General features: G+C 74.1%; 16 protein-coding genes. 7 read left to right on the plus strand and 9 right to left on the minus strand.

The window, feature by feature from the left end; genetic code table 11:
* Positions 1-70: 70 nt before the first annotated feature.
* Positions 71-1,927: an acyl-CoA dehydrogenase gene (locus ACGFZ2_RS28715; protein ID WP_393458911.1), complete on the plus strand. Its 1,857-nt coding sequence runs from the start codon at positions 71-73 to the stop codon at positions 1,925-1,927.
* A 703-nt stretch (positions 1,928-2,630) separates the two neighbouring features.
* Positions 2,631-2,900 carry a DUF6458 family protein gene (locus ACGFZ2_RS28720; RefSeq protein ID WP_043961115.1) on the plus strand — a complete coding sequence of 90 codons (270 nt, stop codon included), beginning with the start codon at positions 2,631-2,633 and terminating at the stop codon, positions 2,898-2,900.
* 128 nt (positions 2,901-3,028) lie between these two features.
* Here ACGFZ2_RS28720 and ACGFZ2_RS28725 read toward each other — a convergent pair whose 3' ends face one another.
* A complete protein-coding gene (locus ACGFZ2_RS28725) occupies positions 3,029-3,565 on the minus strand; it encodes a SixA phosphatase family protein (RefSeq protein ID WP_393259695.1) in 537 nt (178 codons plus the stop codon).
* A 114-nt stretch (positions 3,566-3,679) separates the two neighbouring features.
* Here ACGFZ2_RS28725 and ACGFZ2_RS28730 point away from each other — a divergent pair, with 114 nt between their 5' ends.
* On the plus strand, positions 3,680-3,967 hold the full coding sequence (locus tag ACGFZ2_RS28730) for a DUF6458 family protein (RefSeq protein ID WP_350702267.1): 288 nt from the start codon (positions 3,680-3,682) through the stop codon (positions 3,965-3,967).
* Positions 3,968-4,059: 92 nt separating this feature from the next.
* On the opposite strand, the gene ACGFZ2_RS28735 is transcribed toward ACGFZ2_RS28730, so the two are convergent.
* Positions 4,060-4,737: a hemolysin III family protein gene (locus tag ACGFZ2_RS28735; protein ID WP_393259697.1), complete on the minus strand. Its 678-nt coding sequence runs from the start codon at positions 4,735-4,737 to the stop codon at positions 4,060-4,062.
* A 106-nt stretch (positions 4,738-4,843) separates the two neighbouring features.
* Here ACGFZ2_RS28735 and ACGFZ2_RS28740 point away from each other — a divergent pair, with 106 nt between their 5' ends.
* The 3 genes from ACGFZ2_RS28740 to ACGFZ2_RS28750 are packed head-to-tail and all read left to right on the plus strand — an operon-like array spanning position 4,844 to position 7,051.
* Complete coding sequence (locus ACGFZ2_RS28740; RefSeq protein ID WP_393458914.1) at positions 4,844-5,461, plus strand: allophanate hydrolase subunit 1; 618 nt, start codon at positions 4,844-4,846, stop codon at positions 5,459-5,461.
* Complete coding sequence (locus ACGFZ2_RS28745) at positions 5,458-6,318, plus strand: biotin-dependent carboxyltransferase family protein (RefSeq protein WP_393458917.1); 861 nt, start codon at positions 5,458-5,460, stop codon at positions 6,316-6,318. Before ACGFZ2_RS28740 ends, ACGFZ2_RS28745 begins: the two co-directional genes overlap by 4 nt.
* Complete coding sequence (locus ACGFZ2_RS28750) at positions 6,302-7,051, plus strand: LamB/YcsF family protein (RefSeq protein WP_393458920.1); 750 nt, start codon at positions 6,302-6,304, stop codon at positions 7,049-7,051. Before ACGFZ2_RS28745 ends, ACGFZ2_RS28750 begins: the two co-directional genes overlap by 17 nt.
* Positions 7,052-7,139: 88 nt before the next feature.
* Here the strand turns inward: ACGFZ2_RS28750 and ACGFZ2_RS28755 are convergent, their stop codons facing one another.
* The 7 genes from ACGFZ2_RS28755 to ACGFZ2_RS28785 form a co-directional block, all read right to left on the minus strand.
* Positions 7,140-8,972 (minus strand): NHL domain-containing thioredoxin family protein, encoded by a 1,833-nt coding sequence (locus ACGFZ2_RS28755; RefSeq protein ID WP_393458923.1) that lies wholly within the window; start codon positions 8,970-8,972, stop codon positions 7,140-7,142.
* Positions 8,973-9,094: 122 nt separating this feature from the next.
* Complete coding sequence (locus tag ACGFZ2_RS28760; protein WP_393458926.1) at positions 9,095-11,782, minus strand: hypothetical protein; 2,688 nt, start codon at positions 11,780-11,782, stop codon at positions 9,095-9,097.
* A gap of 345 nt (positions 11,783-12,127) precedes the next feature.
* Positions 12,128-12,265, minus strand: a complete 138-nt coding sequence (locus tag ACGFZ2_RS28765) for a hypothetical protein (protein ID WP_165947779.1) — start codon at positions 12,263-12,265, stop codon at positions 12,128-12,130.
* A 222-nt stretch (positions 12,266-12,487) separates the two neighbouring features.
* Positions 12,488-13,984, minus strand: coding sequence for a dihydrolipoamide acetyltransferase family protein (locus tag ACGFZ2_RS28770; protein ID WP_393459071.1), 1,497 nt, complete (start codon positions 13,982-13,984; stop codon positions 12,488-12,490).
* A gap of 5 nt (positions 13,985-13,989) precedes the next feature.
* On the minus strand, positions 13,990-14,979 hold the full coding sequence (locus ACGFZ2_RS28775; protein WP_393259714.1) for an alpha-ketoacid dehydrogenase subunit beta: 990 nt from the start codon (positions 14,977-14,979) through the stop codon (positions 13,990-13,992).
* Entirely contained in the window at positions 14,979-16,154 is a 1,176-nt protein-coding gene (pdhA, locus tag ACGFZ2_RS28780) for a pyruvate dehydrogenase (acetyl-transferring) E1 component subunit alpha (protein ID WP_393458929.1), read from the minus strand. The genes ACGFZ2_RS28775 and pdhA overlap by 1 nt, the downstream gene beginning before the upstream one ends.
* 788 nt (positions 16,155-16,942) lie before the next feature.
* Positions 16,943-17,494, minus strand: coding sequence for a hypothetical protein (locus ACGFZ2_RS28785; RefSeq protein WP_393259719.1), 552 nt, complete (start codon positions 17,492-17,494; stop codon positions 16,943-16,945).
* A gap of 259 nt (positions 17,495-17,753) precedes the next feature.
* On the opposite strand from ACGFZ2_RS28785, the gene ACGFZ2_RS28790 reads away from it, so the two are divergent.
* Positions 17,754-18,344, plus strand: a complete 591-nt coding sequence (locus ACGFZ2_RS28790) for a phosphatase PAP2 family protein (RefSeq protein ID WP_393259721.1) — start codon at positions 17,754-17,756, stop codon at positions 18,342-18,344.
* Positions 18,345-18,447 lie beyond the last annotated feature (103 nt).

Here is an 18,447-nt window from a genome sequence, read left to right on the forward strand (position 1 = left end):
TTCCTACCCGCGAGTAATAGAGTCGGGGTTACTGATCGGTAACACCTGTCCGGAAGCGGGGCCAGCGAGCATGACCCACTACAAGAGCAATCTTCGGGACCTCGAGTTCAACCTCTTCGAGGTCTTCGGGGCGGACCGGGCGTTCGGCCAGGAGCCGTACACGGAGCTGGACGTCGACACCGCGCGCGACATCCTCGCCGAGGTCGATCGCCTCGCCCGGGAGGACCTGGCCGCCAGCTACCTGGACAGCGACCGCAATCCGCCGGTCTTCGACCCGGCCACGCACACCGCGCCGCTGCCCGAGTCGTTCAAGAAGTCGTACCAGGCGTTCATGAACTCCGAGTTCTGGCGGCTGGAGCTCCCGGCGGAGCTGGACGGCAGCACCGCGCCGCGGGCGCTGGTCTGGTCCCTCGCCGAGCTGGTGCTCGGCGCCAACGCCGCGGTCTGGATGTACTCCTCCGGCCCGTCCTTCGCGCACGTGCTGCACGTCGAGGGCACCGAGCAGCAGAAGAAGTGGGCCAAGCTCTTCGCCGACAAGCAGTGGGGCTCCACGATGGTGCTCACCGAGCCGGACGCCGGCTCGGACGTGGGCGCCGGCCGGGCCCGCGCCATTCCGCAGCCCGACGGCTCCTGGCACATCGAGGGCGTGAAGCGCTTCATCACCTCGGCGGAGCATGACCTGAGCGACAACATCATCCACTACGTGCTGGCCCGTCCGGTCGGTGTCGAGGGTGTCGGCGGCCCGGGCACCAAGGGCCTGTCGCTGTTCGTGGTGCCGAAGTACCACTTCGACGAGAACACCGGCGAGCTGGGCGAGCGCAACGGCGTCTTCGCCACCAACGTCGAGCACAAGATGGGCCTCAAGGTCTCGAACACCTGCGAGGTGACCTTCGGTGAGCACGGCGTGCCGGCCAAGGGCTGGCTGCTGGGCGAGAAGCACGACGGCATCCGGCAGATGTTCATGATCATCGAGAATGCCCGGATGATGGTCGGCACCAAGGCGATCGCCACCCTGTCGACCGGCTACCTCAACGCCCTCGAGTACGCCAAGAGCCGGGTGCAGGGCGCCGACCTGACCCAGATGGCGGACAAGACCGCGCCGCGGGTCACCATCACCCACCACCCGGACGTGCGCCGCTCGCTGATGCTGCAGAAGTCGTACGCCGAGGGCCTGCGCGCCCTGGTCTGCTACACGGCGAGCTGGCAGGACAAGATCATCCTGGCCGAGACGGCCGGTGACGAGAAGGCCGCCAAGACGGCCAAGCGGGTCAACGACCTGCTCCTGCCGCTGGTCAAGGGCGTCGGCTCGGAGCGCGCGTACGAGCTGCTCGGGCACGAGTCGCTGCAGACCTTCGGCGGCTCCGGCTTCCTCCAGGACTACCCGCTGGAGCAGTACGTCCGCGACGCGAAGATCGACACCCTGTACGAGGGCACCACCGCGATCCAGAGCCTCGACCTGATCTTCCGGAAGATCGTCCGGGACAACGGCAAGGCCCTGATGGTCGTCGCCGGCGAGATTCAGGAGTTCATCGCCACCGAGGGCGGCAACGGCCAGCTCAAGGAGGAGCGGCAGGCGCTCGGCAAGGCGCTCGTCGAGATCCAGAACATGCTCGGGGTGCTGACCGGCTGGCTGGGCGAGGCGCAGGGCGGCGACGCCCGGGCGCTCTACAAGGTCGGCCTGGCCAGCCGCCGGTTCCTGCTGGCGATCGGCGACCTGGTCGTCGCCTGGCTGCTCCAGAGGCAGGCCGACGTGGCACTGAAGGCCCTGGCCGGCGAGGTCTCCGTCGCTGACAAGGCGTTCTACACCGGCAAGGTGGCCGCCGCCCGGTTCTTCGCCCGCGAGGTGCTGCCCCGCATCGGCGCCGACCGGCGGATCATCGAGGGCACCGACCTGGACATCATGGATCTCCCGGAGGAGGCCTTCTGAGTCACGCCACGCCCGTGTCGCGGCGGTGCCGCCGTGTCGCAGCGCTGCTGCGGCGCTGCGGCGCTGCGGTGCTGCGCGCGGCCGGGTGACGACCCGGCAGAGGGCAGGCACGACGGCCGGCGGGCGGTAGCCCGCCGGCCGTCGGCGTCCCCGGAGGTGCCGCGCCCGCCGATCGGCCCGCAGTCACCACGTCGGTTACGCAGCGTCGCGGTCAGCGCGCCGACGAGGGACGCCCTCCTCCGCCCTTTGCTCTGCACCCACGGAGGCACCAGACACTCTCGGTGTCGGTCGCGTCCGTGGGTGCAGAGCAAAGGCGATGCGGAGGCGTGGGGCTGGCGGTGCCGAGCTGTACCGGTCTCGTCCTGTTATTCCGATTCGTGCCGACTTTGGGTTGAGCGACGGGCGGCGTGTTCGTTACTCCTCGTGAAGCTCCCAGAATTTTCCAGGTCCGTCACGCTCCGCGGTCGACCGCGACGCGATCGGCCTCAGCGTCGTGGGCGAGCTGGGGCGGCATGCGCGGGGTGCCCGGATGGCGATTGCCCCTGGGAAGAGCCGGCCCCCCCGCCCGAAGAAGCTTCCGGAAGAGGGGGCGCCTCGGCTATTCGGTGGCCTCAGCCAGGTAGCCGGGCGGTGTGGCGGGTAACCGTCGCAGGACCACGGCAGAGAACGCCCAGAAGCCATCGCACGGGGGAGTGCAGCGCACATGGGCATTGGTAGCGGGATCTTCCTGATCGCGATCGGCGCGATCCTCACCTTCGCCATCAGGGCCAACGTCTGGTGGGTCGACCTGCGGGCAGTCGGCTGGGTGTTCATCCTGGCCGGGCTCGCCGTACTGCTGACCACGCTCTGGTTCTGGCAGGACCGCCGCAAGCGGGCGCGGACCCTGATCGTGGAGGAGAACCGGCTCTCGCATCCGACCGCGATGATGCCACCGCCGCCCGATCCGCCGCCGCCGACGGCGCCACCGTCCTGAGCCGACGCCGTCGCCCTGAACCGACGCCGACGCCGCCGTGCCGCCAACCTGAGCGGCGGTACGACGACCGGCGGCACGACCGGCACATCGAGCGGCCCCTCAGCCATCCGCCAGCACCGGCGGATGGCTCAGCCGCGTGCGGTGTGTTGATCGGTGATCGGAGCCCGTCCCCGGTCCAGGTCGGCCCACCCGACCTCGGGCCGGTGCACGACGACGTCGCTGGTACGCATGCCGTCCTGGTCCGCGCGTAACGGGTCCAGGAGGGCGGAGAGCAGCGAGATGCCCGGGTTGTGGGCGATCAGCAGGACGGTGCGGGCGGCCGGATCGACCCGCCTGACCAGCGTCAACAGGTCCTCCATGTGCGCCTCGTACGCCTCCGCCTCGTAGCGTACGACCGGGGCGGGGCCAGCCGAGCCGCCCTCGGGTGGGGACCCGGTCATGCCCATCGCCACGCCGTGCCAGGTCTCCCGGGTGCGCCGGGCGGTCGAGCAGATGACGACGTCCGGCAGCAGCGCGTGCTTGGCGAGCCAGGCACCGGCCGCCGCCGCGTCGGCGTGCCCCCGGGCGGCTAGCGGGCGGCGTTCGTCCGGCACATCCCCCGGCTGCTCGGCCTTGGCGTGCCGGAGCAGCACCAGTGTCCGTCCCGCGGCGTGAGCGTCCGTCATGTCCCAAGCTTGCCCGATTGGCGATCAGAGCGCCTGGGTAAGTCGATGGATGCCGCACCCTCACCGATGGCCGCGGCGGAGGCAGACGCCAGGGACAGCCGAGGAGGCGACGACATGGGTTTTGGTGGCAGCATCTTCCTGATCGCGTTGGGTGCGATCTTCGCGTTCGCCGTGGAGGCGGATCTGGGTTGGCTCAACCTGGCGGTCGTCGGCTGGGTGCTGATGCTCGCCGGCCTGGCCGGCCTGCTGGTCACCCTCCACTTCTGGAACACGCGCCGTCGTACCGTCGTCGCCCGCCCGGTGGCCGAGGACCGGGTCGTCGCCGAGCGGGTCGTGCCGGTGCAGGACGACCGGGTCGTCGAGGAGTACCGCGAGGTGCGTCGGCCGCGCCGCACGGTCTGACATCCGACGCCGATCTGACGGGGCTCCGCGGCGTGGCGGGGCCCCGTCGTCCTGCGCAGCCGTCAACGCGGGTGGTGCGTCGGTCGGTGGGGTCAGGCGAAGAGGGCGAAGTAGATGGCGATGTGGTGGCAGAGCGCCGCCACCAGCGTGCAGGCGTGGAAGAACTCGTGGTGGCCGAAGACGGTGGGCCACGGATTGGGCCGGCGCAGCGCGTAGAAGACCGCGCCGGCGCTGTAGATCGCGCCGCCGACGGCGAGCAGCACCAGGGCGGTGACACCACCCTGGTGCAGGATGTCGGGCAGCATCGCGACCGAGACCCAGCCGAGCGCCAGGTAGAGCGGCGCGGAGACCCAGCGCGGGGCGTGCGGCCAGACCAGCTTGAGCGCCACCCCGGCGATCGCGCCGCCCCAGACCAGCGACAGCATGATCGTGGCCGGCCGGGGTTCCAGCAGCAGGACGCAGAACGGCGTGTACGTGCCCGCGATGAACACGAAGATCATCGAATGGTCCATCCGGCGCATGACCTGGTAGCCGCGCTCGGACCACACCCGCCGGTGGTAGAGGGCGCTGGTTCCGAACAGCCCGCACACCGTGAGGCTGTAGATCACGCAGCTCACCAGGGGTGCCCAGCCGGGTCGGGAGGCGGCGATCGCGCTGAGCACGATCCCGCAGACGAGGGCGACGAAGAACGCGTACGTGTGGAGCCAGCCCCGCATCCGGGGCTTACCGATGTCGACCGGCTTGAGTCGAAGCGGGGCGGAGGTGGTCACGACATCAGGTTACGGCACCGTAGGTTACCTGAAAGTAGTGCGTCCGGTCACGCGAGATGGCGACCGTCGACCCTGGTGCCCCGGATCGGTCGTGGAGTATGGCGGGATGCGGATCCGACCCGTCGGGGCGCACGCCCTGCTGATCGACTGTGACGACGCCGACCAGGTGGAGGGATGGCGGGCAACGCTGTGGCGGCGGCGCGAACGCGGAGAGCTGAGCGCCGTCGAGATCGTGCCGGCGGCCACCACCGTCCTGCTCGACGGCGTGCCCGACCCGGCCGCGACCGCCGCACGGATCGCCGCCTGGGCACCCCGCCCACCCGCCCCCGCCGGCACGGCCGCCGCCGAAACGGTCGAGGTCCCCGTGACGTACGACGGGGAGGACCTGCCCGTCGTCGCCGGCCACTGGGGCGTGGACGTGCCGGCGGTGGTCGAGCGGCTGACGCGTACCGCCTTCCGGGTGGCCTTCTGCGGCTTCGCCCCCGGGTTCGCCTACCTCACCGGGCTCCCCGCCGTACTGGCGGTGCCCCGGCTGCCCACCCCGCGCCCCCGGGTGCCGGCCGGCTCCGTCGCCCTGGCCGGCCCGTACGCCGGGATCTATCCGACGGCCTCGCCCGGCGGCTGGCTGCTGGTCGGGCGGACCGGCACGGCCCTCTTCGACGTGCACGCGGACCCGCCGGCCCGGCTCACCCCCGGCACCGAGGTGCGCCTGGTGGCCGCGTGACCGGGCCGGCGGTCGAGGTGCTCCGTGCCGGGGCGCTGACCACCGTCCAGGACCTCGGCCGGGCCGGGTGGGCGCACCTGGGCGTGCCCCGGTCGGGCGCGCTCGACCCGGCGGCGCTGCGGCTGGCCAACCGCCTCGTCGGCAACCCGGAGTCCGCCGCCGGCCTGGAGATCACGTTGACCGGCTGCGAGTTGCGGTTCTCCCGCGCCGCGACGGTCGCGGTGACGGGGACGGCCACCGCCGTCCGGGTCGGCCGCCGGTTCGGGGACGTGGGACGGCCGCTTTCGGTGCCGGCGGGCGCCGTGCTGCGGATCGACCCGCCCCGCGACGGCCTGCGCAACTGGCTCGCGGTCGGCGGCGGGATCGCCGTCGAGCCGGTGCTCGGCAGCCGGGCCACCGACACGCTCTCCGGGCTCGGCCCGCCGCCGCTGCGCGACGGCGACCTGCTGCCCCTGGGCGCGCCGACCGGGCCACCCGCCCCGGTCGACGTCACCGTCGTGGCGCCGACGCCGACCGAGCTACGGCTGACGCTGCGCCGCGGCCCCCGCGACGACTGGTTCACCCCGGCGGCGCTGGACCGGCTGTTCGGCAGCGCGTACGCGGTGAGCCCGGTGAGCAACCGGGTCGGCGCGCGACTCACCGGCGCGGTGCTGCCCCGCGCGGTGGCCGGGGAACTGCCCAGCGAGGGAATCGTGCTCGGCGCGGTGCAGGTGCCGGCGGACGGCCAGCCGCTGATCTTCCTCACCGACCATCCGACCACCGGCGGGTACCCCGTCGTCGGGGTGGTGGACGACGTGACCCCCCTCGCGCAGGCGCGCCCAGGGACTACGGTCAGGTTCCATGGACCTCAACGCTGACCTCGGCGAGGGATTCGGCATCTGGCGGCTCGGCGACGACACCGCGTTGCTGGACCTGGTCACCTCCGCCAACGTCGCCTGCGGATTCCACGCCGGCGACGCGTCCACGATGCGCCGGGTCTGCGAGGCCGCCACCGGACGCGGGGTCGCCGTCGGCGCCCAGGTCGGCTACCGCGACCTCGCCGGCTTCGGCCGGCGACACATCGCGTACGCCTTCGCGGAGCTGCGCGACGAGGTCACCTACCAGCTCGGCGCCCTCGACGCGTTCTGCCGGCTGTTCCGCAGCCGGGTCCGCTACCTCAAGCCGCACGGGGCGCTCTACCACGCCGCCGCCTGCGACGAGGCCCAGGCGGCGGCGCTGGTCGCGGCGGTCGGCGAGTACGACGACCGGTTGCCGCTGCTCTGCTCGCCCGGCTCGGTCCTCGCCCAGCTCGCCGCCGGGGCGGGCCTGCGGGTGGTCGCCGAGGGCTTCGCCGACCGGGGCTACCTGCCCAACGGCTCGCTGGTGCCGCGCACCGCCCCCGGCGCGCTGGTCACCGACCCGGAGGAGGTGGCCGCCCGGGCCGTCCGGATGGCCACCGAGCGGACCGTCGTCGCCGTCGACGGCAGTGTGATCCCGTGCCCGGTCGAGTCGATCTGCCTGCACGGCGACGCCCCCGGCGCGGTCCGCTGCGCCGAGCTCGTACGCGCCGCCTTGGTCGACGCGGGGGTCACGCTCACTCCGTTCGCGTGAAAGGAAGGGCACCTTCCTATCGTTTTCTGTAGAGGAAGGTGCCCTTCCTAACACACAGGCCGGGCGGCGTGCGCCGTTCGCGTGGTGTTCAGGCGTCCAGGCCGCGGAGGACCAGCGGGAGCCGGGCGGTGGCGCCGTCGACCACCCGGACCGGGACACCCCAGTCCTGGCGGGTCAGGTGGCAGGCCGCGTGCTCGACGTCCGCGTCGCAGGTCGCCGCCTGGGCGGTCACCTGGAGCACGCCGCCGGCCACGTCGCCGTTCACCACCAGGCGGCGGGACAGCTCCGTGCCGGTGCCGGCGCCCTCCAGCAGCAGCTCGGGCGGGGACGCGGAGACCACCAGCCGCGTCGACGGGCCGTACGTCTCGTCCAGCTTCTGCCCCGGCGCTGGGGTGAAGACGACGTCCAGCGTCACCTCGCCGGCGGCCAGGTCGGTGGGCTTGCGCTCGGTGCGGTGCCGAGGGCCGTCCACGGTGCTCGCCCCCGCGGCGGAGAGCGCGCCCGGTGCCAGCCGGGTCAACCGGTGCGCGGCGGACTCCACCACCAGCACCTCGCCGGCCGGCGTCAGCACGAGGTCGCTCGGCTCCGCGAGCCCGTCGGCGACCGTCGAGACCCGGTCGCCCTCCGGGTCGTAGCGGCGGACTGCCCCGTTGTACGTGTCGGCGATCAGCACGGAGCCGTCCGGCAGCGCGCACACCCCCAGCGGGTGCTGGAGCAGCGCCGAGGACGCCGGCCCGTCCACGTGGCCGAAGTCGAAGAGCCCCTGCCCGACGGCGGTGCCCATGACGTCGTTCTCGACGTACCGGATCGCGCTGGTCTCGCTGTCGGCGATCCAGAGCCGCCTGCCGTCGGCCGAGACCGAGAGGCCGGACGGCTGCGCCATCCACGCCTCGGCCAGCGGGCCGTCGCGCAGCGCCTCCACCGTCGTGCCCGCGTACATGCCGGCGGTGCGCTTCACCGGGTCGAACCACCAGAGCTGGTGGATGCCGGCCATCGCGATGACGACCCTGTCGTCGTACCAGGCCAGGTCCCAGGGGGAGGAGAGGTCGACCGAGAGCGCGTCGTGCGCGTGGTCGTCGACCGTGGAGCGCCACTGCCGACCGGTTCCCGCGACCGTGACCACCTCCCCGTCCGCCAGGCGTACGCCCCGCAGCAGGTGGTTGACCGTGTCGGCGACGACCAGGTCGTAGCCGGCCACCTCGGCGGCGTGCGCGGGCAGCAGGCAGAGCCCCTGCGGTTCGGAGAAGGTGGCCGCCCCGGCCGGGCCGTCGGCCCGCCCCCGGGTGCCGGCGCCGATCCGGCGGACCAGCGCCTCCCCGTCCGGCGCCAGCTCGGCCAGCGAGTGCCGGGCCGAGTCCGACACCAGCAGGTTGCCGTTCTCCAGCAGCACCGCCTTGCCGGGGAAGCGCAGCGTGGTCTCCGGCTCGGCCGGCGGCACGTACGGGCCGTCGCCCCGGTGCAGGGTGCCCTTCGCCTCGTGGGTGGCGATCAGGTCGTCGACGAGCCGCGCGAGCCCTTCGGCGTGGCCCTCGCCGGCCATGGTCGCCACCACGTAGCCCTCGGGGTCGATCACCGACAGGGTGGGCCAGGCGCGGGCCGCGTACTGCTGCCACATGTCCAGCTCGGGGTCGTCGAGCACCGGGTGGTGGACGCCGTACCGCTCCACGGCGGCGGCCAGCGCGTCCGGGTCCTTCTCGTGCTCGAACTTGGGCGAGTGCACGCCGATCACGACGAGCACGTCGCCGTACTTCTCCTCGAGCGGGCGCAACTCGTCGAGCACGTGCAGGCAGTTGATGCAGCAGAAGGTCCAGAAGTCGGCGATCACGATCTTGCCGCGCAGATCGGACAGCTTCAGGTCCCGCCCGCCGGTGTTCAGCCAGCCTCGACCGCGCAGCTCGGGGGCCCGTACTCGTGCGCTCATGAGCCCAGTCTGCCGGACGCGGCGGGTCGGGCCGGGCGGCACCCCGCGCGGGCTCGATCACATCCCACCGGCGAAACGGGGGCGGGGCCACGGTCTCCCGTGGCCCCGCCCCCGTGCTGTGGCTACTTGCCGGCCGGCTTCAGGCAGAGCACCCGGTTCGCCCCGTCACCGGGGAGCACCACGTGGGGCTGGGCCGGGTCGGCGCACTTGTCCTTCGCGTCCACCTTGGAGACCACGGTGAAGGCGCCCGCCTCACCGCAGCCCGCCGCCGCCGCGCCCTCGCCCGACTGCTTGACGCAGCTGCCGACCGCCGGATCGAAGGCCGGGGCCTTCTCCGTGCCGCCGACCTTGCCGAGCAGCATGAGCAGGCCCAGCGGCACCGCCAGGATCAGCACCGCGGCGACGAGCACCGCAGCGAGCACCCGCCCGTTGCGCACCTTGGGCGTGGGCGCCTCGGTCTTCGGCTCCGCGATGGGCTTGAACGAGTCGAACCGGCCCTGGTCCTGCTCCGGAGCGCCCTGGTCCCAGGAGGACGGGCCGGGCTGCTGCCCGGGCGGCGGGAACGCCGGCGGGAAGGCGCCGCCTGGTGCGGGGTCGGCCATCGGGGCGGGCCCGTAGCCGGGTGCCGCGCCGCCAGCGGCTGCGCCGGCGGCTGGGGCGCCGAAGTGCTCGGCGGGGCGGTCCGCGCCATCGTGCGGCCGGACCCCGTTGACGGGCCGGCCGTTGGCCGGCGCGTCGACGAAGGACGGCACGCCCGGCGGGAAGGTCGGGGGCGCGGCCGGCGACGCGGGCGCGACCGGAGCGGCGGCGCCGAAGGCGGCCGCTCCCCGCTCCCGGTCGTCGAAGCGGGGGTCCGGCCCCTGGTCGAAGCGGGGCTCCGGCGCCTGGTCGAAGCGCGGCTCGGGAGCCCGGTCGAATCGCGTGTCCTGGTCGAACCGGGCGTCCGGGCCCTGGTCGAATCGCGTGTCCTGGTCGAACCGGGCGTCCGGGCCCTGGTCGAATCGCGTGTCCTGGTCGAACCGGGCGTCCGGGCCCTGGTCGAACCGCGCGTCCTGGTTGAACCGCGTCTCGGGCCCCTGGTCGAACCGCGGCGGCGGCGCGTGGTCCGGCCGGTGCCCGTGCGGCTCGTCCTGCGCCGGTGCGTCCGCTGGCTCAGGGCGGGCCGGCCGGCCGTACACGCGGGGCTGCGGCGCGGGGGTGCCACCCGGCTGCAGGGGCTGGTCGGCCGGCGGCATCACCCGGCTGGCCAGCGGCACCGCGGCGCTCGCCGAGACGCTGCCGGCCGCCGCCTCGGCACCCTCCGGCGCCGGTACGGCCGCCCGCCCGCCCGACTCCGGCGAGGTACGCGGAGCGGGCACCACCGGCCCGGCGGTGGACTGCGGATCGTCGTGCCGGGAGCCGGCCTGCGCCCAGCCCGGCTGCTCCTGCCCGTACGCCGGCACACCGCCCTCCCGGGCGGACTGCTCGGGCGCGAACTGGGCCGGGGGAACGTAGTCGGTCGGCGGGGCGGCGGCCAGGCTGGCGCCGGGCACCCGCTGCTCCTGGGGCGGCAGGGGCACAGCGTTGGCCGGCGAGATGCCGGGACCCGGGGCGGGCTGGTAGATCGGCGGCTCCTCGGCGCGGTCCGCCTCCCAGCCGTTGCCGGCCCGGTTCGCGGCGGGCTCGCCCGCCGCGGCGCGGCCCCACGCCTCGTCCGCCGACCACGGCTCGACGTCCGGTACGGCCGGTCCGCCGACCCGCTGCGGCAGGCTCTCGGCCGCGGGGCCCCATGGCGGCGGCCCGCCGTCGCCGGAGGCGGGAACGGCCGCCCGGCCGGGCGGGGTCGAGGCCGGTGCGGAGGCGCCCCAGCCGTTCGGGTCCCGGTCCTCGGGCTGCTGCGGCACCGAGGCCGCGCCTCGGGTCGATGCCGGCTCGTCCCGGCCCGGCCACTCGTCATCCTGCTGCTGCCCGGCAGGACTCCAGCCGCCCGAGCGGGTGGGGTCCTGCGGGGGCTCGGTGTTCCAGCTGCCGGAGCGGGCGGGGTCGTCCTGGGCGGGCCAGGGCTGCGGGGCGGGGGCGGCCTGCGGGACCTGGGCGGCGCCGCGCGCGGCGGGCTCGGGCTGCGCGTCCTGCTGGACGCCGCCTACCCAGCCACCGGAACGGTTCGGGTCATCCTGCTGGGCGGCCCAGCCGTCCTGCCGGGGCCGATCGTCCGGGACGGCGTCGCCGGCCCAGCCGCTGGAGCGGGCCTGGTCGTCCTGCTGTCCGGCCGTCCAGCCGCCGGAGCGGGTGGGGTCCTGCGGGGGCTCGGTGTTCCAGCCGCCGGAGCGGGCGGGGTCGTCCTGGGTGGGCCAGGGCTGCGGGGCGGGGGCGGCCTGCGGGACCTGGGCGGCGCCGCGCGCGGCGGGCTCGGACTGCGCCCAGGCCGGGGAGGGCTGCTCGGTCTGGGCCCAGGCGGGCTGGTCGGGGGCGGCGTGCGGCGGGGCGGCGGCGGCGGCCCAGGTGGGACCGGGCTGCTCTCCCGGCGCGCCGGGCCACGCCGGCTGTGGGGACCCGCCGGCGGGTCCCCAGGTGGCGGGCGGGGCGGGGTCGGCCTGCTGCGGAGGCTGGCCGGCGCCCCAGGCGGGGGCCGTCTGCTGCTCGTTCTGGTTTGCCCAGGCGGGAGGGTTCGGCTGCCCGGACGGTGGCGGGGGCGCCCAGCCCAGGTCGGGGGCGCCGCCGTAGCCGTTGCCCTGCTGCGCCGGGCGGTCGCCGTACGGCGCCGGTCCGCCGGCGCCCGGCGACACCTCGTCCGGCTGCTGGCCGGGGTGGTGCGTGCCCTCGGACGTCATGCGTGCGCCTCCTCCATCACCTGTCGGCCGCCGCTGCCGATCGGTCTGCTCGGCAGGGTGGCCGGCGTCGCCGGTGTACCGGCCGTACCGGCTCCCCGCACCGTATCCGGTGACTGCCCGAGGGCTTCCGGGGAGCACCCGGCCGTCACTCCCTGTGGCCGGGTGGTGTCGAGCGGCTTCTATCGACTCGACCTGCTCCCGGTCGGCGGGCAACGACCGAAGCCCACCGTACCGGGCGCTGCGGCGGGGTGGAATCCCGGTGTCAATGGGTGTGAAACGCCGATGGCCCGCCCGGGCGGACCGGGCGGGCCATCGATCTGGAGGAGGTGAGGAACGATCTGGGCGTCAGCTCATGTGACGCTGGGCGATGGCGAGGATCTCTTCGCGGACCGCGGGCGAGTTGGCGGAGCGCAGCGCGTGCTCGATGGCACGGGCGCGGCGGTTGGCGTCGCGGCGGTTACGGATTCGCTCGATCATGCTCATGGTGGTCTCTCCTCCTGGCTATTCGGTTGTCAGCCCCTTGATGTCTCTATTGAACCGCAGAACGCTCCCAACTTCCATCGATTATTAGGTGAGCTGGGACACGAGCCGAACAATCGAAGGTCAAACCGGTCCGTGAGCCGATGTTTCTGTCTCCCAACGGTCACGGCCGGTGTGCCGGGCGTTCACCCGAGGCACACCGGCCGTGGCTGGTGTCGAGACCCGTCAGGTCCAGGCGAGCAGCGCCGCCTCCGGGTCGGCCAGGAAGTCCCCGATGTCGCGCAGGAACTTCGAGCCCAGCTCGCCGTCGATGATCCGGTGGTCGAACGACAGGCCCAGCGTGGTGACCTGGCGCGGACGGACCTTGCCCTTGTGCACCCAGGGCATCTCGCGTACGGCGCCGAAGGCCAGGATCGCCGACTCGCCCGGGGGCAGGATCGGCGTGCCCGTGTCCACGCCGAAGACACCCACGTTGGTGATCGTCAGGGTGCCGCCGGACATGTCGGCCGGCGAGGTCTTCCCCGCCTTGGCCGTCTGCACCAGGTCGGTCATCGCGTCCGCCAACTCGCGCAGCGAGAGCCGGCCGGCGTCCTTGATGTTCGGCACGATCAGCCCTCGCTCGGTGGCCGCCGCGATGCCCAGGTTGACGTAGTCCTTGACCACGATCTCGTCGCCGGCCCAGGTCGAGTTGACCATCGGGTGGCGCCTGACAGCCAGCAGCACCGCCTTGGCGACCAGCAGCAGCGGCGATACCCGCACGTCGCGCCACTCCCGCCGGCCGCGGAGCCGGTCCAGGGCCTTCATCGCCCGGGTCACGTCGACGGTCAGGAACTCCGTCACGTGCGGGGCGGTGAACGCCGAGCGGGACATGTTCTCGGCGGTGAGCTTGCGTACCCCCTTGACCGGGATGCGCTGCTCGCGGTCCGCGCCGAAGCTCGCCGCCGCCGTGGCCGGGGCCGCCACCGTCAGCGGCTCGGCCGCCACCGGGGTGCCACTCGCCGCCCGCTGCACGTCCTCCCGGGTGATCGAGCCCAGCGGGCCCGAGCCGGTCAGCGTGGACAGGTCGACGCCGAGGTCCCTGGCGAGCTTGCGGACCGGAGGCTTGGCCAGCACCGGGCCGCCGGCCCGGCCGTGGCCGTTCGCCGGGGCCGTGCTCACCGGCGCGACCGGGGCCGCGGGGGCGACCGGGGCCGCCGGCGCGACCGGGATCGCCGGCGCGACCGGAGCCGCCGGGGCCGCGGCCTGGGCCGGCACCGGGGCGCCGCCCTTGCGCGGGCGCCGCTTGGCGGCCGTGGTCCGCGGGCCGTAGCCCACCAGCACGGCGGTACGCCCACCCGGGGCCGGACCGCCGATCAGGCCCGGCTCGACCGCGCCCTCGGCCGGCGCCACCTCGACCGCCGCCAGCGACGCCGCCGACGGGGCGGGCAGGTCGGCGGCCGGCGCACCGGTCGCCGACGCCTCGATGGGCCCGGCGCCCGGGTCGGTGTCGATCGCGATGATCGGTGTGCCGACCTCGACGGTGGTCCCCTCCGGGTGGAAGATCGCCTGCACCTGGCCGGCCCACTTCGCCGGGATCTCGACGGCCGCCTTGGCCGTCTCCACCTCGACGATCGGCTGGTTCAGCTCGATGACGTCGCCGACCTTGACCAGCCAGGCGAGGATCTCGCCCTCGGTCAGGCCCTCGCCCAGGTCGGGAAGGTTGAACTCCTTGATCCGCGACATGCCGCTCACCAGCCGAAGGTGCGGTCGACGGCGTCGAGCACCCGGTCGAGGTCGGGAAGGTACTCCTCCTCCACCCGGGAGGCCGGGTAGGGAGTGTCGAAGCCCGTCACCCGCAGCACCGGGGACTCCAGGGAGTAGAAGCACTCCTCGGTGACCCGGGCCGCGATCTCCGAGCCCAGGCCCAGGTTGCCCGGGGCCTCGTGCACGACCACGCAGCGGCCCGTGCGCTTCACCGACTCGTACGCGGCGGTCAGGTCCAGCGGCGAGATCGTGCGCAGGTCGATGACCTCCAGCTCGCGGCCGTCCTCGGCCGCGGCCGTCGCCGCGTCCAGGCAGGTCCGCACCATCGGCCCGTACGCCAGCAGGGTGGCGTCGGTGCCGGCCCGGGCGACCCGGGCGGAGTGCAGCGGGTACGCCTCGGACAGCGGGGCGTCCAGTTCGACCGGACCCTTCTCCCAGTAGCGCCGCTTCGGCTCCATGAACACGATCGGGTCGTCCGAGGCGATGGCCTGCTGGATCATCGTGTACGCGTCCTGCGGGCTGGCGCAGCTCACCACCTTGAGGCCGGCGGTGTGGGCGAAGTACGCCTCCGGCGACTCCGAGTGGTGCTCGACCGCGCCGATGCCGCCGCCGAAGGGGATCCGGATGACCATCGGGATCTTGACCTTGCCCTGCGAGCGGTAGTGCATCTTCGCCACCTGCGACACGATCTGGTCGTACGCGGGGTAGACGAAGCCGTCGAACTGGATCTCGCAGACGGGGCGGTAGCCGCGGATGGCGAGGCCGACCGCGGTGCCGATGATGCCGGACTCGGCGAGCGGGGTGTCGATCACCCGCTGCTCGCCGAAGTCCTTCTGGAGGCCGTCGGTGATCCGGAAGACGCCGCCGAGCTTGCCGACGTCCTCGCCCATGATGACGACCTTCGGGTCGTTCTCCAGGGCCTTGCGCAGGCCGGTGTTGAGGGCCTTGCCGAGGGTGAGCGTCTCCGTGGCCATCAGTGGGCGCTCCCCTCGAACGACTCCATGTACCTGCTGAACTGCGCCCGCTGCTTGTCGAGCTCGGGGGACCCGGTGGGGTAGACGTGGTCGAACATCGTCACGGGCTCAGGGTTGGGCATGGCGAGCACCCGCTCGCGCAGGTGCACCGACTCGGTGCGGGCCTGCTCGTCGACGTCGGCGAAGAAGTCCGCGTCGGCGATCTGCTGCCTGGTCAGGAACGCCTTCATCCGGGCGATCGGGTCCTTGGCCTGCCAGGCCTCGACCTCGCTGGCGATCCGGTAGCGGGTCGGGTCGTCGGAGGTGGTGTGCGCGCCCATCCGGTAGGTGTAGGCCTCGATGAGGCTGGGGCCCTGGCCGAGCCGGGCGTTGTCCAGCGCGTGCCGGGTCACCGCGTACGACGCGAGCACGTCGTTGCCGTCCACCCGCACGCCGGGGAAGCCGAAGCCGCCCGCCCGCTGGTAGAGCGGGACACGGGTCTGCCGCTCCAGCGGCTCCGAGATGGCGTACTGGTTGTTCTGGCAGAAGAACACCAGGGGGGCGTTGAAGACGCTGGCCCAGACGAACGCCTCGTTGACGTCGCCCTGGCTGGTGGCGCCGTCGCCGAAGTAGGCGATCACCGCCTCGCCGTCCTCGGTCCCGGTCTTGCCGTCCATGCTGACGCCCATGGCGTACCCGGTCGCGTGCAGGGTCTGTGCCCCGATCACGATCGTGTACATGTTGAACTTGAACTCGTTCGGGTCCCAGCCGCCCTGGTCGACGCCCCGGAACAGGCCGAGCGGCATGATCGGGTCGATGCCCCGGCAGTAGAGGACGCCGTGCTCCCGGTAGGTCGGGAAGGCCATGTCCTGGGTGCGCAGCGCACGCCCCGAGCCGACCTGCGCGGCCTCCTGGCCCAGCAGGCTGGCCCACAGGCCCAGCTCGCCCTGGCGCTGCAACGCGGTGGCCTCGGCGTCGAGCTTGCGGACCAGCACGAGGTCGCGGTAGAGCCCGCGGTACTCCTCGTCGGTGAAGTCGACGCGGTACTCCGTCCCGTCCGGGCCGGTCGCGCTCTCGATCCGCTCACCCTCCGGGGTGAGCAACTGCACCAGCTGCGGGTCGCCGGTCGCGCCCTTCCTGGAGCGGGGTGCGGCCCGCCGGCCGCGGCTGGAGACCCCGGGGTCGCCCTTTGCCATCCGTCTCTCCCTGTCTGTCTGCGTCGGCACCGGGGGGTCACCCGGCCGCGCAACTCGTGCGCCTGTCCGGCTGGTGCCGGACCGGTTCCTGGCGGCCGCGCCTAGCCCCGGTGGGGGTTGCCGCGCGGCGTGAAGCCGGATTCTTGGCCGAACCCGGTTCGGGAGCGCCGGCGCCCAGCCGCGCCTGCCGCGGGGGTGCGCGGAGGTCGAGGCTGCGTTGCCGTCGTGGTCCATATTCGCATCACACGTGAGCGCGCCCACAGTACGCCCGCCCCGCACCGGGAGGGCGGCCCGCTTCGTTACACGAAGCGCCGGGTGTCCGTTCCATCGACGCGCGGCCGATCCGGCGATGGTTCGTCACCGTTCGGGCAGATACGCGTGTCGACACGCGGTAGGGGGTTGGCTGACGGAGCGTCACTGGGCAGGCTGATTGGCGGGGGGATGGCCCAGGTCGAGGGGTTTGCCGCTTCCTCGCGGCGATCCGGGTGCCGCCGGCTGGCTCCGGTCGCGGTGTCCCGCTGATCGTCGGCCCGGCGAACGGTCGCGAAGCCGACGCTCGTCCGGCAGGTCGTCGTGGGTGCCGGACTCGACGATGCGGCCGTGGTCGCGGGGCGGAGTCGGGCGACCGCTGCCCCGGGCCGGCGGGAGACCAACGAGGAGGAGTGCGCGGTGTCCGATCCAGGCGAAGGCCCCGGTGCCCCGTTCCTCGTTCGGCACCGTGCGGCCGGTGGCTACCGCCGACTGGTGGGCGCGCACCGGGCGCCCGGGTCCGGCGGGCCGCCCCGGGGCTACCTGTTCACCGTGGCGCTGCTCGCCGGCACCGCGTCGATGCCGATCCTCGCCGCGATCAGCACCGGCTCTGCCACGGTCGGCAGCACCGCCCTGCCCGACAGCGGCACCCCGTTCCTGCCCACGCCCTCCGTGGGCCCGGTGGTGATCCCGGTGCCGGCGACGAACCAGCCGGCGGTCGTCCCGTCGACCCCGTCCCCCGCCGTGGCGACCCCGAGCACCTGGCGGCCCGCCGCGCCGGCCCCGCGTACGCCGGTCGTGGCGGCGCCGGGCCCGGGGTCGGTGGTGCGGCCCGCGCCCCCGCCCGCGGTGGTCCCGTCGCGCCCGCCGGGCGGCCGGCCGGTTCCGCTGCCCTCGCCGAGCCCGTCACCCAGCCCTTCCCCGTCCACGTCGCCCTCGCCCGAGCCGACCCTCTCGCCGAGTCCGTCCCCGGTGATCACGGCGACCGGCTCGCCGACCCCGGGACCGTCGGCGGAGCCCACGAGCACGGGCTCGCCGCCGACCGCCGATCCCACGCCGACCGCCGACGCCACGCCGACCGCCGACGCCACGCCGGCCTCGTCCCCGGCCGGCCCACGGCCCGCCGAGGCTTCCCGCCTTACGGTCGAGCCCGCCGGAGTGCGGGCCGGCGCCGGGCGGCCACGGGTACGGTGACGGCCGACGGCAGGTGAGCCGCCCGACGGCGCAGCGCGGGTCGGCCCGCCGGTGGGTGGACGGGGTGGCTCCGGGCGCGGCCCGGGGCGGAGCAGAGGCGGAGCGCTGAGCGGAGCGGACGGCACGGGCGCAGGGCCCTCGACCCGCCCGGACGCCGTGCCGCGTCCCGGTCCCACGCTGCGGCTCGCCCGGCTCGTCACCGAGCTGACCGCGCCCGCGGTGCTGGTCTCCCTGCTGACCGTGGCGGTCGGCTGGCACAGCACCCGGGGCGCGTACGGGCTGGCCTGGGGCCTGCTCGCCACGCTCTTCGTCAGCGGCATCCCGTTCGCGTACATCGTCGGCGGGGTGCGCCGGGGCCGGTTCACCGACCACCACGTGGGCGTCCGCGAGCAGCGCCGCGTTCCACTGCTGTTCGGCCTCTGCTCGGTGGCCGCCGGCCTGGCCCTGCTCGCGGTCCTCGGCGCGCCCCGCCCGGTGCTGGCCCTGGCCGCCGCCGGGCTGCTCGGCCTGGTGGTCGCCGTGGCCGTCAGTCACTGGTGGAAGATGTCGATCCACTCGGCGGTGGCCGCCGGCACGGTGGTCGTGCTGGTGCTGACATTCGGGGCCGCTCTGCTGGCGACCGCGCCACTGCTCGCGCTCGTCGGCTGGTCCCGGGTCCGTCTGCGCGACCACACCGTGCCCCAGGTGGTCGCGGGAGCACTGCTCGGCGCCCTGATCGCGGGCGTCGTCTTCGCCACCCTCCGCTGAAACCGCCACCGCCGCACCGTCCTGCGCCCGAACCGCTCGTCGCGAACCCGCGCCCGGCCACCTGGTCGAGGCCCCCGGTGAGGGTGACGGGCCGCTGGATCGT

The sequence above is a fragment of the Micromonospora sp. NPDC048063 genome, assembly GCF_043202855.1.
Lineage (GTDB): Bacteria > Actinomycetota > Actinomycetes > Mycobacteriales > Micromonosporaceae > Micromonospora.